The sequence below is a fragment of the Micromonospora sp. LOL_013 genome (genome assembly GCF_048060315.1).
Classification (GTDB): domain Bacteria; phylum Actinomycetota; class Actinomycetes; order Mycobacteriales; family Micromonosporaceae; genus Micromonospora_E.
Genome location: NZ_JBHMIQ010000028.1, coordinates 74,378 through 89,358, shown reverse-complemented (window position 1 = coordinate 89,358; position 14,981 = coordinate 74,378). Strand labels below are relative to the sequence as shown.

The 14,981-nt window shown below is 69.8% G+C and carries 11 protein-coding genes; 5 read left to right on the top strand and 6 right to left on the bottom strand.

Annotated elements, in window-relative coordinates; translation table 11 throughout:
• Positions 1-584 precede the first annotated feature (584 nt).
• Positions 585-1,874: a sigma-70 family RNA polymerase sigma factor gene (locus tag ACFHWS_RS19440; RefSeq protein WP_416568716.1), complete on the top strand. Its 1,290-nt coding sequence runs from the start codon at positions 585-587 to the stop codon at positions 1,872-1,874.
• Between the two features lie 513 nt (positions 1,875-2,387).
• Here ACFHWS_RS19440 and uvrB read toward each other — a convergent pair.
• The 3 genes from uvrB to rpsA all read right to left on the bottom strand — a co-directional run bounded on the left by uvrB (position 2,388) and on the right by rpsA (position 7,699).
• Positions 2,388-4,505, bottom strand: coding sequence for an excinuclease ABC subunit UvrB (gene uvrB, locus ACFHWS_RS19435; RefSeq protein ID WP_416568715.1), 2,118 nt, complete (start codon positions 4,503-4,505; stop codon positions 2,388-2,390).
• 279 nt (positions 4,506-4,784) lie between these two features.
• Positions 4,785-5,978, bottom strand: a complete 1,194-nt coding sequence (gene coaE / locus ACFHWS_RS19430; protein WP_416568714.1) for a dephospho-CoA kinase — start codon at positions 5,976-5,978, stop codon at positions 4,785-4,787.
• Positions 5,979-6,178: 200 nt separating this feature from the next.
• Positions 6,179-7,699 (bottom strand): 30S ribosomal protein S1, encoded by a 1,521-nt coding sequence (rpsA, locus tag ACFHWS_RS19425; RefSeq protein ID WP_416568713.1) that lies wholly within the window; start codon positions 7,697-7,699, stop codon positions 6,179-6,181.
• Positions 7,700-8,215: 516 nt separating this feature from the next.
• On the opposite strand from rpsA, the gene ACFHWS_RS19420 reads away from it, so the two are divergent.
• The 4 genes from ACFHWS_RS19420 (at position 8,216) to ACFHWS_RS19405 (ending at position 10,395) form a co-directional block, all read left to right on the top strand.
• Positions 8,216-9,010, top strand: a complete 795-nt coding sequence (locus ACFHWS_RS19420) for a class I SAM-dependent methyltransferase (protein WP_416555641.1) — start codon at positions 8,216-8,218, stop codon at positions 9,008-9,010.
• A gap of 72 nt (positions 9,011-9,082) precedes the next feature.
• A complete protein-coding gene (locus tag ACFHWS_RS19415) occupies positions 9,083-9,706 on the top strand; it encodes a Uma2 family endonuclease (RefSeq protein WP_416555525.1) in 624 nt (207 codons plus the stop codon).
• Positions 9,707-9,755: 49 nt separating this feature from the next.
• Positions 9,756-10,025 carry a DUF2945 domain-containing protein gene (locus ACFHWS_RS19410; protein ID WP_416555527.1) on the top strand — a complete coding sequence of 90 codons (270 nt, stop codon included), beginning with the start codon at positions 9,756-9,758 and terminating at the stop codon, positions 10,023-10,025.
• The gene (locus ACFHWS_RS19405) at positions 10,015-10,395 is read left to right on the top strand and encodes a DUF3140 domain-containing protein (RefSeq protein WP_416555529.1); all 381 of its coding nucleotides are present in this window, start codon (positions 10,015-10,017) and stop codon (positions 10,393-10,395) included. Before ACFHWS_RS19410 ends, ACFHWS_RS19405 begins: the two co-directional genes overlap by 11 nt.
• A 58-nt stretch (positions 10,396-10,453) precedes the next feature.
• On the opposite strand, the gene polA is transcribed toward ACFHWS_RS19405, so the two are convergent.
• From polA to ACFHWS_RS19390, 3 genes are read right to left on the bottom strand one after another with little or no spacing between them, the layout of a single operon-like run.
• A complete protein-coding gene (polA, locus tag ACFHWS_RS19400; protein ID WP_416555531.1) occupies positions 10,454-13,141 on the bottom strand; it encodes a DNA polymerase I in 2,688 nt (895 codons plus the stop codon).
• A gap of 53 nt (positions 13,142-13,194) precedes the next feature.
• Entirely contained in the window at positions 13,195-13,980 is a 786-nt protein-coding gene (locus ACFHWS_RS19395) for an amino acid ABC transporter ATP-binding protein (RefSeq protein ID WP_416555533.1), read from the bottom strand.
• Positions 13,980-14,849 carry an amino acid ABC transporter permease gene (locus tag ACFHWS_RS19390; RefSeq protein WP_416555535.1) on the bottom strand — a complete coding sequence of 290 codons (870 nt, stop codon included), beginning with the start codon at positions 14,847-14,849 and terminating at the stop codon, positions 13,980-13,982. The genes ACFHWS_RS19395 and ACFHWS_RS19390 overlap by 1 nt, the downstream gene beginning before the upstream one ends.
• Positions 14,850-14,981 lie beyond the last annotated feature (132 nt).

Sequence of the window (14,981 nt, the reverse complement as noted above, 5' to 3'; positions counted from 1 at the left end):
TGTCCTACCCGGAGCCTCGCACCCATCGATCAGCGGGCCTACCGCATCCGCCCTGAGCTGCGAGATCAACTTGGAAAAGGCTCACTCATTCTGTGCGCCCACACCTACCTCGCCGTCATCGCAGCTCACGCGAAAAAGGGGGCAGCGGATCCGACGACGGCCTCATCCCCCTCACCCTCGGTGAGGTTCGCCGTCTCCTGGCACACCTGATCACCACCACCCGACCCTTCGACCACATCCATCGATGGTCACGATGGCGACGACGACACCAATACCGCGCCAGAACAGCCCACTACCAGCGAAGACACCGACTTAACCAGGTGCGGCTGGAGTACTAGGTTGGTGCTACGGCGGAGGCCGTCATCGAGACCGCAGCACCGCACGGACCTGTCGTCATACCATCGGCGACAGCGCGAGGCAGCGCCTCGTGTTCTCACCGACCAATTGCTCGCGCACTGGTCTAACTGCAGCACGGGAAGACCACGACAGGGTCGCCGCGTGGAGCGGTGCACTCGACCAAGCGGACGCGTCGGGAGTGTGAGGCCGTCCACATGCGGAACGAATCAGCGGCCAACTGACGTGAGATGGGTGTGATGAAAAAACCGCCCAAGCCTAACCGCCCCGCGACCGACACTGCTGACGGCGGCGATCGCGAGCCCACATCGGTGGAGATCGAGTCGTGGGAACGCGACACAGTCTTCGTCTCCGACGACGAAGCCACGGCCGAGGAGTTCCCTCGGCTATGGAACATGTCAGCCGGCTTCACCAAGCGGGCGATCGTGCGCCCTACCGTGCCACAGCCACCGGAGTATGTAACGGTCGCCCTGCCTCGGGTGCAGGTACGTAAGGACGAGCAGTCACTGAGGCGCAGCCTGGCTGTTCATGAGTGGAACCAGCTGTGGGAAGCCGCTCAGTTCCGGCGCCGATTCTTCGACGAAGAGACCGATCTCCCGCCCGACCTCGCCCGAATCGCCGATCGCGGCGACCTCAACATCATCTTCGTGCCCCGGACACCGTCTCGGTACTACGAGTACGCGCCCCTGTACCACCTGCTGGACCGCCGCACCTGCGAGCGGTTTGGCCTGCCGCTACTAAGCTCCGGCCAGTGGCCCTTCGGTATCGAAATAGTGGACATCGGCAAGTACCTGCCAGATGACTTCGAGCGGCGACTGTCACAGGCGTGGGCGAGCACCGTCTGGCGGCATCTCGACTCGGGCTCCGGCCTCTCAGCGTTCAGCCGTGACGAGCCGATTCGGCTGCTCGCACATAACCTCGACTTCTGGGTCCCCCCGGTCACCACCGTCATCCAGGACACGTTGCGCGACTTCCCATTGGTTGAGGGCGACGGCGACCTGCCCGCCGAGATCCGCCTGATCGATGGCTCCGTCCTTGACGGGGCCGTTCCTGGTTGGCCCCGAATGGGCGGCAACCTGTGGCGTGGTCAGGAGGAGGCCACAGAGTTCGTCAGGCTAACTGTTGGCCAGGCAGACTCAACCGGAAAACTCCGCGCCATCCTCGACGCGGTACGCGCCAACCGTGTCGCCGACGACTTTTCTGCGCGATGGAGCTACGCCCGGGAAGATTTCGAACGCAAGCTGTACCGCAAACGTAACAAGATATCGATCAAGTTCGTCGAGCTCACCGACACCATCCCCGTCCAAGGACCGGAGACCGAGGTCGAGGACCGCACAGTGTTCTCCGACTTCTTGGCATTGCTCGATGAAAAGGAACGGCAGATCGTCATCCTGCTTGCAAGCGGCTACACCAAACTGACCGATATCGCCGACGAGTTAGGATACGCCAACCACAGTCCCATCTCGAAGAGGCTTACCAGGATTCGACGGCAGGCCCAGGCGTTTTTCGACCAAAAATAGATACCCTTTTCTTCCGGGAGCTAGTGGCCGTTCAGATCCCTGCTCTCTTGTCCCATTTGGAGCCATACGTGCCAACCTGGCTTGCGGATCTACTCAGTCAGCTACCCCCGGCCGCCCTTGTAACTTTAGGTGTGGCCTACCTCGTGTATCGAACGGCACGGCACCTTCTAAACTCGCCTCTTTCCATCGCGACTATCTTCGGCGTGCTGGGCGGGCCAGATCGGCGCAAGGACGCCCTCGAGATTGTGAGTAAGCTGTGCGCTGAGGGCGAGGACCAGGCGGGGCCATCGGGCGGCCTACGCCGATACGTCGGCGGTGGCCGCGCCATCAGCGGCGCAAGAGGCGGTCACACACGTTCCTGAGGTTGCGACAGGTCATTGACTGGCAACACTGCTGGCACGTCCCTGGCCTGTCGACCTTGGCTGCGAGTGATAATCGAGATTACGAAGGCCACCCAAGACACCGAAACGCTCGTGGCCTCTTCTCGGCCCTTGACTACAGCGAAACGGCGGCTCAGCTGACGCCGGCGACGTCCATCGCCCGCAGCTCCTTCTTCAGCTCGGAGATCTCGTCGCGGATCCGGGCGGCCAGCTCGAACTGCAGCTCGCGGGCAGCGTTCAGCATCTGGTCGTTGAGCTCCTGGATCAGCTGGGCCAGGTCGGCGCGGGCCATGCCGGCGCTCGACGGGGTGGCGCTGCCTCGGCCCTTGCTGCGGGTCTCCGGCACCGGGCCCTTGCCGCGCGACATCTGCCGGCCGGAGCCGCCGACCGACCGACCGGCGAGCGCGCCGTCGGTGTCGTCGGCCTCCCGGTAGATGTCGTCGAGGATGTCGTGGATCTTCTTGCGCAACGGCTCCGGCGAGATGCCGTTGGCCTCGTTGTACGCCACCTGCTTGGCCCGACGCCGGTTGGTCTCGTCGATCGCGTCCGCCATCGACGGGGTCATCTTGTCGGCGTACATGTGGACCTCGCCGGAAACGTTACGGGCGGCCCGGCCGATGGTCTGGATCAACGACCGCCCGCTGCGCAGGAAGCCCTCCTTGTCGGCGTCGAGGATCGCGACGAGCGACACCTCGGGCAGGTCCAGGCCTTCGCGGAGCAGGTTGATGCCGACCAGTACGTCGTAGTCGCCCTTGCGCAGCTCGCGCAGCAGCTCGACCCGGCGCAGCGTGTCGACCTCGGAGTGCAGGTAACGCACCCGGATGCCGTGCTCCAGCAGGTAGTCGGTGAGGTCCTCGGCCATCTTCTTGGTGAGCGTGGTGACCAGCACCCGCTCGTCGCGGTCGGTGCGCAGCCGGATCTCGTACATCAGGTCGTCGATCTGGCCCTTGGTCGGCTTGACCTTGACCTGCGGGTCGACCAGGCCGGTGGGGCGGATCACCTGCTCGACGAACTCGCCGGCCGCCTGCTCCAGCTCCCACGGCCCGGGGGTGGCGGACAGGAACACCATCTGGCCGACCCGTTCCAGGAACTCGTCGAAGCGCAGCGGCCGGTTGTCGGCGGCGCTGGGCAGCCGGAACCCGTGGTCGATCAGCATCCGCTTGCGGGAGGCGTCGCCCTCGAACATGCCGCCGATCTGCGGGATCGTCACGTGCGACTCGTCGACGACGGTGACGAAGTCGTCCGGGAAGTAGTCGAGCAGGGTGTGCGGCGGGCTGCCGTAGTCGCGGCCGTCGATGTGCATCGAGTAGTTCTCGATGCCGGAGCAGAAACCAACCTGGCGCATCATCTCGATGTCGTACGTGGTGCGCATCCGCAGCCGCTGCGCCTCGAGGAGCTTGCCCTGCCGGTCCAGCTCGGCGAGCCGGTCGGTCAGCTCGGCCTCGATGTCGCGGATCGCCCGCTCCATCCGCGCCGGCCCGGCGGCGTAGTGCGTGGCCGGGAAGATCAGCAGCTGGTCGACCTCGCGCACCACGTCGCCGGTCAACGGGTGCAGGTAGTAGAGCCGCTCGATTTCGTCACCGAAGAACTCGATCCGGACCGCCAGCTCCTCGTATGCAGGAATGATCTCCAGGGTGTCGCCGCGGACCCGGAACGTGCCCCGGCTGAACGACAGGTCGTTGCGGGCGTACTGGATGTCGACCAGGCGGCGCAGCAGCGAGTCGCGGTCCTGCTCGGCGCCGGCGGTGACCTTGACCGCGCGTTCGAGGTACTCCTGCGGGGTGCCGAGGCCGTAGATCGCCGAGACGGTGGCGACCACGATCACGTCGCGGCGGGTCAGCAGGGACATGGTCGCCGAGTGGCGCAGCCGCTCCACCTCCTCGTTGATCGAGGAGTCCTTCTCGATGTAGGTGTCGGTCTGCGGGATGTACGCCTCGGGCTGGTAGTAGTCGTAGTAGGAGACGAAGTACTCCACCGCGTTGTGCGGCATCAACTCGCGGAACTCCTTGGCCAGCTGGGCGCAGAGCGTCTTGTTGGGGGCCATCACCAGGGTGGGCCGCTGCAACCGCTCGACCAGCCAGGCGGTGGTGGCGCTCTTACCGGTGCCGGTCGCGCCGAGCAGCACCGAATGCCGGTCGCCGCGACGCACCCGGCGCTCAAGCTCGTCGATGGCTGCCGGCTGGTCGCCGGCCGGCGAGTAGTCGCTGACGACCTGGAAGCGGCCGTCGAGTCGCGGAATGTCGAGCGCCATGGCCCCAACCTACGCCGTGGGTCCGACAGAGTGCCGCCGGTCGCCGATCGGCATCGATATTGTCATTGTGTGGGTTGCCTCACCCGCGATACCGTTGCAGGGTAGGCCGCTCGCGGCGGCCGCGCGGACCACCGGCAGCGCCCATCCCGGCGCGCCACGGGTCCGGATGTTCGGGTAGCTGCCCTGGCGCCAGCCGGTGAGCGCACCCGGAGTTGTCACGCCCCGCGTGACCCGGCCGCCGCGAGCGCCCCACCTACTCATCCCCGCCGGTTGGTCCTGTCACGGCTGCCAGCCGGTCTCCTCGATCCACCGCAGCAGGTGCGGCCACGCCTGGTCGAACCACGGCTCCTTGGCTTCGGCGTACTCCCGGCTGGTCGGCCGGTCGGTGGTCAGCCGGCGCTTGGTCGCCAGGTAGTCGGCCCGGGTTGCCGGGTCGGCGCGCAGGTGGTCGCGGAACGCCAACGCGTAGCGCCAGCCCGGCGAGTCGGCGACCCGCACGTGCAGGTTGACCGGCCGGCCCGGGTCGGCGTTGCCGTGCAGCCGCTTCGGCCAGCGTTCACCCGGCTGGCCGGTGCCCGGGTCACGGCGCGGGTTGTCCCACCAGTCACCGGGAAACCGGGGGAACCCGGCGGCGGCGAGGGCGGTGGCGCAGCCGTCGGCATCGTCCAGCGACTCTACGGTGAGCTGAATGTCGATGACGTCCTTGGCCGGCAGACCGGGCACCGAGGTGGAGCCGATGTGGTCGACCCGTCGGTCGTCGCCGACCGCCCGCCGCACCCGGGCGGCCAGCCGGTCGAACTGCTCCGGCCAGGTCGGGTCGGGCTCAGCGAGGACCGCCCGCGGCGGGCGCGGCGCGGGCCGGCCGGCCCGCAGGTTCGCCTCGTACGGCACCAGCCGGTCGCGCCAGAGCCGGTCGACGGCGGCGGTGAGGTCGTCGCGGCGGCCGTCGTTGGCCAGCAGCACGTCGGCGGCGGCGCGGCGTTGCGCGTCGTCGGCCTGGGCGCGGATCCGGGCCCGCGCGTCGTCGGGTGCCATCCCCCGGTCGCGGGTCAGCCGTTCGACGCGCAGCGTCTCGGCCGCCGACACCACGACCACCAGGTGGTACGTGGCGGCCAGCCCGGTCTCCACCAGCAGCGGCACGTCGTTGACCACGACCGCGTCGGTCGGGGCGGCGGCGGTGAGTTCGGCGGTACGGGCCCGGACCAGCGGGTGCACGATCTCCTCCAGCCGGCGCCGGGCGGCCGGGTCGGCGAAGACCCGGGCGCTTAGGGCGGGCCGGTCCAGGGCACCGTCGTTGGCGACGACGTCCGGCCCGAAGGCCGCGACGACCCGGGCCAGTCCGTCGGTGCCGGGCGCCACCACCTCCCGGGCGAGCCGGTCGGCGTCGACGATCACCGCGCCGTGTGTGGCGAGCCGGTTGGCGACGGCGCTCTTGCCGGCGCCGATGCCGCCGGTGAGACCTACCCTCAGCATGCCGCCCAGTGAACCGGATCGGCTGCCCGGCCGGTCCGCCGGGGGCTCGTGTCCGCCAGTTCGGGTCAGTGGGTGGTCCCACAGGGTCGGGCCGCACAGTGGGCGCGGCAGACAGTGGTACGCCACGACAGACAGCGGTCCCGCCGGGCATTACGCCCGGCGGGACCGCTGTCTGTGTCAACCGGTGTTGCTATGAGGCCTCAGCTCTTGCCGCCGGCCAGCTTCTCCCGCAGCGCGGCGAGCGCCTCGTCGGTGGCGAGGGTGCCGGCCGGCTCCTCGCTGGCCCGCGACGGGGTCGAGCTGGAGGTCGCCCCACCACCACCGCCGCCACCGCCACCGCCCGCGGGGGCGGCGACCGGCGGAGCCGGGTTGGCTGCGGCGTCCGCGTCGGCGGCCCGGGCGGTCTGCACCTGCCGGGTGTGCGCTTCCCAGCGGTTGCGGGCCTCGGCGTACTGCTGCTCCCAGGTCTCCCGCTGCTTGTCGAAGCCTTCCAGCCACTCCCCGGTCTCCGGGTCGAAGCCTTCGGGGTAGATGTAGTTGCCCTCGTTGTCGTACGTGGCGGCCATGCCGTAGAGGGTCGGGTCGAAGTGCTCCTCGCCCTCGACGAAGCCCTCGTTGGCCTGCTTGAGCGACAGCGAGATCCGGCGACGCTCCAGGTCGATGTCGATGACCTTGACCATGACGTCGGAGCCGACCTGAACGACCTGCTCGGGGATCTCGACGTGCCGCTCGGCGAGCTCGGAGATGTGCACCAGGCCCTCGATGCCGTCGTCGACGCGGACGAACGCTCCGAACGGCACCAGCTTGGTCACCTTGCCGGGCACGATCTGCTGGATCGCGTGGGTCCGGGCGAACTGACGCCACGGGTCTTCCTGGGTGGCCTTCAGCGACAGCGAGACCCGCTCGCGGTCCAGGTCGACGTCGAGCACCTCGACCTCGACCTCCTGGCCGACCTCGACCACCTCGGACGGGTGGTCGATGTGCTTCCAGGACAGCTCGGAGACGTGCACCAGGCCGTCCACCCCGCCGAGGTCGACGAAGGCGCCGAAGTTGACGATCGAGGAGACGACGCCCTTGCGGACCTGGCCCTTCTGCAGCTTGTTGAGGAACTCGGTGCGCACCTCGGACTGCGTCTGCTCCAGCCAGGCCCGGCGGGACAAAACCACGTTGTTACGGTTCTTGTCCAGCTCGATGATTTTGGCTTCGAGCTCGCGGCCGACGTACGGCTGCAGGTCACGGACCCGGCGCATCTCCACCAGCGATGCGGGCAGGAAGCCACGCAGCCCGATGTCCAGGATCAGACCGCCCTTGACCACCTCGATGACCGAGCCGCGGACGACCCCGTCCTCATCCTTGATCTTCTCGATCGTGCCCCAGGCGCGCTCGTACTGGGCGCGCTTCTTCGACAGGATCAGCCGGCCTTCCTTGTCCTCCTTCTGCAGGACAAGGGCTTCGATGTGGTCGCCCACCGAGACAACGTCGGCTGGGTCCACGTCGTGCTTGATCGACAACTCGCGCGAGGGGATGACACCCTCGGTCTTGTAGCCGATGTCGAGCAGGACCTCGTCCCGGTCGACCTTGACGACGGTACCTTCCACGATGTCGCCGTCGTTGAAGTACTTGATGGTCTCGTCGATCGCCGCGAGGAAGGCTTCCTCGGTGCCGAGGTCGTCGACGGTGACCTTGGGGGCGCTCGAGGTGGCCTCGATGCTGCTCGTCATGTGGGCGGTTGCTCCGGATCGGATGGGTGTCACTGCTGGCTTGTCGTTGCGGTGACCTGGCATGGCTCACGGATCCGCCGGCGGGCACACCGCGACGATGACGTCTTCGTCACCGACCGTGACCGAGGGGATCATCGACCGCCGCTGCCATCATCGGATGTAACCGCCGACCGCGGACCTGCTCCCTGCCGAGGCACACGATCCGCGAGCGCATCGACTAGCCTACCGGTTGCATTACCACAGCGTGCAAGCCCTCCCGGGAGCTATCGGGGCGCGCATGTCGGTGGTTGGGAAAAATCGGACCCACAGGCGGGGATTCCCGCGCTTTCAGAGGCACGCCGTGACGGAGATCACAGCTGTTTCGCGGGCCGCCAAGCCTAGCACGCCGGGCCGGTAACGCTCCCACGCGGCGCTGCCCGTACTGTCTGCGCCGTGACCACCGCGACGCCCACGCCCGGCGGCGGACCCGACGGCGGGCCGGACTCCGACCTCCTCCCGGATTCCGACCAACTCAGAGTGACCAGGAACGAGGTCACCGATCAGCAGGCCCGGCAGGCCAACCGACGCTGGTGGGACTCCGACGCCGACGCCTACCAGGCCGAGCACGGCGGGTTCCTCGGCGACGCCGAGCTGCGCTGGTGCCCGGAAGGGCTGCGGGAGGCCGATGCCGGGCTGCTCGGCGCCGTCGCCGGGCGGCGGGTGCTCGAACTGGGCTGCGGGGCCGCCGCCGGCAGCCGGTGGCTCGCCCGGCAGGGTGCCCGTACCGTCGCCCTGGACCTGTCGGCGGGCATGCTGCGCCAGGCCGTCGCCGGGGCCGACCGCACCGGCGTACGGGTGCCGCTGGTCCAGGCCGACGCACTGACGCTGCCGTTCGTCGACGCCGCGTTCGACACCGTCTGGACCGCGTTCGGCGCGGTGCCGTTCGTCGCCGACTCGGCCGCCGTGATGCGCGAGGTGCACCGGGTGCTGCGCCCCGGCGGGCGCTGGGTCTTCGCCGTCACCCACCCGATGCGCTGGATCTTCCTCGACGACCCGGGCGAGCGCGGCCTGGTCGCGGTGCACTCCTACTTCGACCGGCGACCGTACGTGGAGACCGACGACGACGGCACGCCCAGCTACGTCGAGCAGCACCGTACGCTCGGCGACCGGGTCCGGGAACTCGTCGCCGCCGGGTTCCGGCTGCTGGACGTCGTCGAGCCACCGTGGCCGGACGGGCACGAACAGATCTGGGGGCAGTGGAGTCCGCTGCGCGGCCGGCTCTTCCCCGGCACCGCGATCTTCGTCGCCGACCGGCCGCCCACGGCTGGCTGAGACGGCCGACGCGCGCCGCGCCGCACCGGTCGCCGGCCCTCGCCAACACCCCGACGACCGTACGCTGACCGGGTGAGCGCCGAGCCGATCCATCCTGCCGCAGCGTCCGGCGGGGCGCGGACCGCACCGTGGCAGCCGGACCCGGTCCGGCAGCAGCTGGCTGACTACAGCATCGAAGACGTCCTCGCCCTGCCCGCCGACGCCCCCCGCGTCGAACTCCTCGACGGAGTCCTCACCGTGGTTCCCTCCCCCACTCTCGACCACCAGGACATCTCGTCCCTGCTCTGCGCCTGGCTGCGCCGGCACGCGCCGGACGGCTACCGGGCCACCCAGGCGGTCGGGGTCGCCGTCGGGCCACGCAACACCTACGAGCCCGACGTGCTGCTGCACCGCGCCGAAGGCAGCCGCGACCGGCACTACCTGACCCCCGACGAGGTGCTGCTGGTCGTCGAGGTGGTCTCACCGGCCACCCGCCGCCGGGACCGGTTCCACCGGCCCGCCGGGTACGCCGCCGTCGGCATCGGCCACTACTGGCGGGTCGAGCAGAACCCGGTGCGGATCTACGCCTACCAGCTCGGCGACCGGCCGGGCGCCAGCGGCGAGCGGGAGTACGCCCTCGTCGCCGAGTCCGCCGATCTGCTCGAACTCGACGCCCCGTTCCCGGTGAAGCTGCCGATCTCCGAGATCACCCCGTAGATCCCGGCCCGCCGGGATTGCCGGCCCGGCCAGTGGGTACCCGGCCGCCATGGCGAGGAACAAACGCCCCCGCGAGGGCGACCGGCCCGAGCAGCGGCCCGGCCGACCGGTCGAGCACCCCCGACCCGGTGACCGGGTCAACTGGCGCAGCCACGGGGTGACCGTGCCGGGCACCGTCGAAGAGGAGATCACCACCCGGCGGAAGTCCGCCGGACGTACCGTGGTCGCCGATCCGGAACATCCGCAGTACCGGGTCCGTAGCGACAAGTCCGGCCGCGACGCGGTACACAAGCCGGAGGCGTTGCGCCGTGCCGAGTGACCGCACCCGCACCGCCGGGCACCGGCCGACCCGGACCGACACCTCCGACGGCGCCGCCGCGTACCGGGAGTTCGTCGAAGCGGTCAACATGAGCCCGGGTGAGTTGGAGAAGTGGCTGCGGACCCCGGAGTCGACCGCCGCCGGGCAGCACCACGACGGCGGCGAGTCGGTCGGGCACGCCTCCGGCCGCCGAATCGTCGACCTGCTACGGACCAAGCGGGAGGCGCTGTCCGACGACGACTACGCCCACATGCGCAAGGTGGTCGGGTACGTGCACCGGCACCTGGCCCAGCGCCCGTCCGGCGACGTCAGCGACACCCGGTGGCGGCACTCGCTGATGAACTGGGGCCACGACCCGCTGAAGGCGTGACCGGCGGCTGGCCGCGGTCGGTGCGGGCCGGCCCGTTCGGAGTCGGGTCACCGGGCGGTCAGTGCCCTGCAGTGTGCCAGTCGGTGCCGACCCCGACGGAGACCTCCAGCGGCACCGACAGCGGGTGGGCGCCGCCCATTTCGCGGCGGACCAGGCTCTCCAGCTCGGCCCGCTCCCCCGGCGCCACCTCGAAAACCAGTTCGTCGTGCACCTGCAGCAGCATCCGCGACCGCAACGACGAGGTGCGCAGTGCGGTGTCGACGTGCAGCATCGCCACCTTGATCAGGTCGGCGGCGGAGCCCTGGATCGGGGCGTTGAGCGCCATCCGCTCGGCCATCTCCCGACGCTGCCGGTTGTCGCTGACCAGGTCAGGAAGGTAACGACGGCGGCCGAGGATGGTGGAGGTGTAGCCGTCCTGACGGGCTTGGCCGACCAACGCCTGCAGGTAGTCACGGACCCCACCGAACCGGCGGAAGTACTCCTCCATCAGCGCCTTCGCCTCGTCGGTGGCGATGCCGAGCTGCTGGGACAGGCCGAAGGCGCTCAGCCCGTACGCCAGCCCGTAGTTCATCGCCTTGATCCGCCGACGCTGCTCGGCGTCGACAGACTCCAACGGCGCCTGGAACACCGACGCGGCGGTGACGGCGTGGAAGTCCTCGCCAGAGTTGAATGCGTCGATCAGTGCCTCGTCGCCGGACAGGTGCGCCATGATCCGCATCTCGATCTGGCTGTAGTCGGCGGTCAGCAACGATTCGTAGCCGGCCCCGACCACGAACGCCCGCCGGATCCGGCGGCCCTCCTCGGTGCGGATCGGGATGTTCTGCAGGTTGGGGTCGGTGGAGGAGAGCCGACCGGTGGCGGCCACCGTCTGGTTGAAGGTGGTGTGGATCCGGCCGTCGTCGGAGATCGACTTGAGCAGCCCGTCGACGGTCGACTTGAGCCGGGCCACGTCGCGGTGGCGCAGCAGGTGGGCCAGCAGCGGATGCTCGGTCTGGGCGAACAGCCACTGCAGCGCGTCGGCGTCGGTGGTGTAACCGGTCTTGATCTTCTTCGTCTTGGGCAGCCCCAGGTCGGTGAAGAGGATCTCCTGCAGCTGCTTGGGCGAGCCGAGGTTGAACTCGCGCCCGATCACCCCGTACGCGGCCTGGGCGGCGGCCTTGACCTCGGCGGCGAACTGCGCTTCCAGCTCGGTCAGGTACTCGGTGTCGGCGGCGATGCCGGCCTGCTCCATGCCGGCGAGGACCTCGACCAGCGGCAGCTCGACGTCGGCGAGCAGCCGGGTGGAGGCGTCCCCGTCGCGGGCCAGCTCGGCGTCGATCGCCGCCGCCAGGTCGAGGGTGGCCCGGGCGCGCAGCATCAGGTTCTGCTCGACCTCGCTCTGCGGGCCGAGCCCGTCGAGGGTGAGCTGGCCGTCGTCCGGGGCGTCGACCCGCAGCTCCCGGTGCAGGTAGCGCAGCGCCAGGTCGATTAGGTCGTAGGAGCGCTGGTCCGGCCGGGCCAGGTAGGCGGCAAGCGCGGTGTCCCGGTCGATGCCGTCCAGCGACCAGCCGTGCGCGGCGAACGCCAGCCGGGCCGGTTTGCTGTCGTGCAGCACCTTGCGCCGCCGGTCGTCGGCGAGCCAGCCGGCGACCGCCGCCTCGTCGGCGGCGTCCAACGCGGCCGGGTCGAACCAGGCGGCGGCCCCGACTGCGGTGGCCACCGCGATCGCGGTCAGGGTGCCGGTGCCCCGGCCGAAGCTGCCGGCGACCGCGACGCCGACGCTGGCGCCGGCCGGGGCGTGCTCGGCCAGCCAGGGGGCGACCGCCCCAGCGCCGAGCACCTCGCCGGCCAGGTCGAAGCCGGCTTCGGCCTCCGGCTCGACGGCGTCGAGGTACTGGTAGAGCCGGTCCCGCAGGATCCGGAACTGCAGGCTGTCGAAGACCTGGTGGACGGCTTCCCGGTCCCACCCGGTCCACTTGGCGTCGGCGGTTGCCACCGGTAGCTCCAGGTCGGCGATCAACCGGTTGAGCTCGTAGTTGCGCAGCACGTCGGCAAGGCGCTCACGCAGGCTCTGCCCCGCCTTGCCCTTGATCTTGTCGACCTGGGCGACGACGCCGTCCAACCCACCGTACTGGCTGATCCACTTGGCGGCGGTCTTCGGACCGACCCCGGGCACCCCGGGCAGGTTGTCGCTGGACTCGCCGACCAGGGCGGCCAGGTCGCGGTAGTGCTGCGGGCCGACCCCGTACCGGGCGGTGACCGCCGCCGGATCCATCCGGGCCAGGTCGGAGACGCCCTTACGCGGGTACAGCACGGTGATCCGGTCGTCGATCAGCTGGAAGGCGTCCCGGTCGCCGGTGCAGATCAGCACGTCCATCCCGGCGTCGCGGCCCTCGCAGGCCAGCGTGGCGATGATGTCGTCGGCCTCGTAGTTCTCCTTGCTGACGAACGGGATCCGCAGCGCGTCGAGGACCTCCTGGACCAGGCTGACCTGGCCGGCGAAGTCGGTCGGGCTCTCCGATCGGCCGGCCTTGTACTCGGCGTACCGCTCGGTGCGAAACGACCGGCGGGACACGTCGAAGGCGACCACGATGTGGGTCGGCCGCTCGTCACGCAGCACGTTGATCAGCATCGAGGTGAAGCCGTAGACCGCGTTGGTCGGCTGGCCGGTGCTGGTGGAGAAATTCTCCACGGGCAGCGCGAAGAACGCCCGGTAGGCCAGCGAATGGCCGTCGAGCAGCAGCAGGCGGGGCGCATCGTCGGTCACGTCAAGCGACTCTAGTCGTGGGGTACGACACCGTGCCGGGCGGCTCGGCAGGGTCACAGCACCTTGCTGAGGAAGGCTCGGGTCCGGTCGTGCCGCGGGTCGGCCAGGACCTGCCGGGGTACGCCCGACTCGACCACCACCCCGCCGTCCATGAAGGCCAGCGAGTCACCGACCTCCCGGGCGAAACCGATTTCGTGGGTCACCACGATCATCGTCATCCCGTCCCGGGCCAGGTCCCGCATCACGTCCAGCACCTCGCCGACGAGTTCCGGGTCCAGCGCGCTGGTCGGCTCGTCGAACAGCATCAGCTTGGGCCGCATGGCCAGCGCGCGGGCGATCGCCACCCGCTGCTGCTGCCCGCCGGACAGCTGCCCCGGGTAGGCGTCCGCCCGGTCCGCCAGACCAACCCGGTCCAGCAGCGCCGCCGCCAGCTCACGGACCGCCGGCCGGGGCTGGCGGCGGACCCGCAGCGGCGCCTCCATCACGTTGTCCAGCGCGGTCATGTGCGGAAACAGGTTGAACCGCTGGAACACCATGCCGATTTGCTGGCGCTGCGCGGCCACCTCCCGGGCGGGCAGCTCGTGCAGTCTGCCGCGCCGCTGCCGGTAGCCGACCAGTTCCCCGTCCACCCGGATCCGCCCGGCGTCGATCTTCTCCAGGTGGTTGATGCAGCGTAGGAAGGTCGACTTGCCGGAGCCGGACGGCCCGATCACGCAGCACACCTCACCGGGCCGGACCGCCAGGTCCACCCCGGTGAGCACGTCGACCGAGCCGAACGACTTGTGCACGTTCTCGGCGTGCACCATCAGGGTGTCCGACCCGACGGGCGGCGCGGTCATCAGGTCCCCTTCGCAGCAACGGTGCCGAAGCCGCGGGAGAACCGCCGTTCGACGAAGGACTGGCCGACCATCAGCACGCTGGTCAGCGCCAGATACCACAGGCAGGCGGCGACCAGCATCGGAAAGACCTGGAAGGTCCGCGAGCCGACCGCCGACAGTTGGAAGAACAGCTCGTTGGTGACCGGTACGAAGGCCAGCAGCGAGGTGTCCTTGAGCATCGCGATGGTCTCGTTTCCGGTCGGCGGCACGATCACCCGCATCGCCTGGGGCAGCACCACCCGACGCAGGGTCAGACCCTGGCTCATGCCGAGCGCGGCGCACGCCTCGGCCTGGCCGGGGTCGACCGAGCCAATGCCGGCGCGGACGATCTCCGCCATGTAGGCGGCCTCGGACAGCGCCAGCCCGAGCAGGCCGGCGACGAAACCACTGATCGCGGTCCGGGCGTCGAAGCCCCAGATCCGGGCCTCGAAGTCGGTGACGCCGAACAGCGCGCCGAGTTGCCGGTCGAACGGCAGCCCGAACTCCAGCCGTTCCCAGAGGATGCCGAGGTTGCCGAAGAGCACCAGCAGCACCACCCGGGGTACCGCCCGGAAGAACCAGGTGTAGAGCCAGGCGACGCCGGCCAGGACCGGGTTGCCGGACAGCCGCAGCACCGCGACCAGCACCCCGAGCGCGACGCCGATCACCATCGCGAGCAGGGTCATCGTGATGGTGGTCCGCACGCCTTCGACGATCGGCGGCCGGAACATGTTGTCGACCATGAACGTCCACTGGAACCGGTCGTTGGTGACCAGCAGGTGGACGAACATCGCGGCGAGTACGGCGAGCACGCCGACCGCCAACCAGCGGCCCGGCCGGCGCACCGGCACCGCCCGGATCGGCTCGGGTCGGTCACGGGCCGGCTCCGGCGGCCCGGACCCACGCGGAGGCGGCCCGGACCCACGCGGAGGCGGCCCGGACTCGGGCGAGGGCGGCCCGGGTGGGGGTGCCTCCCCAGACGG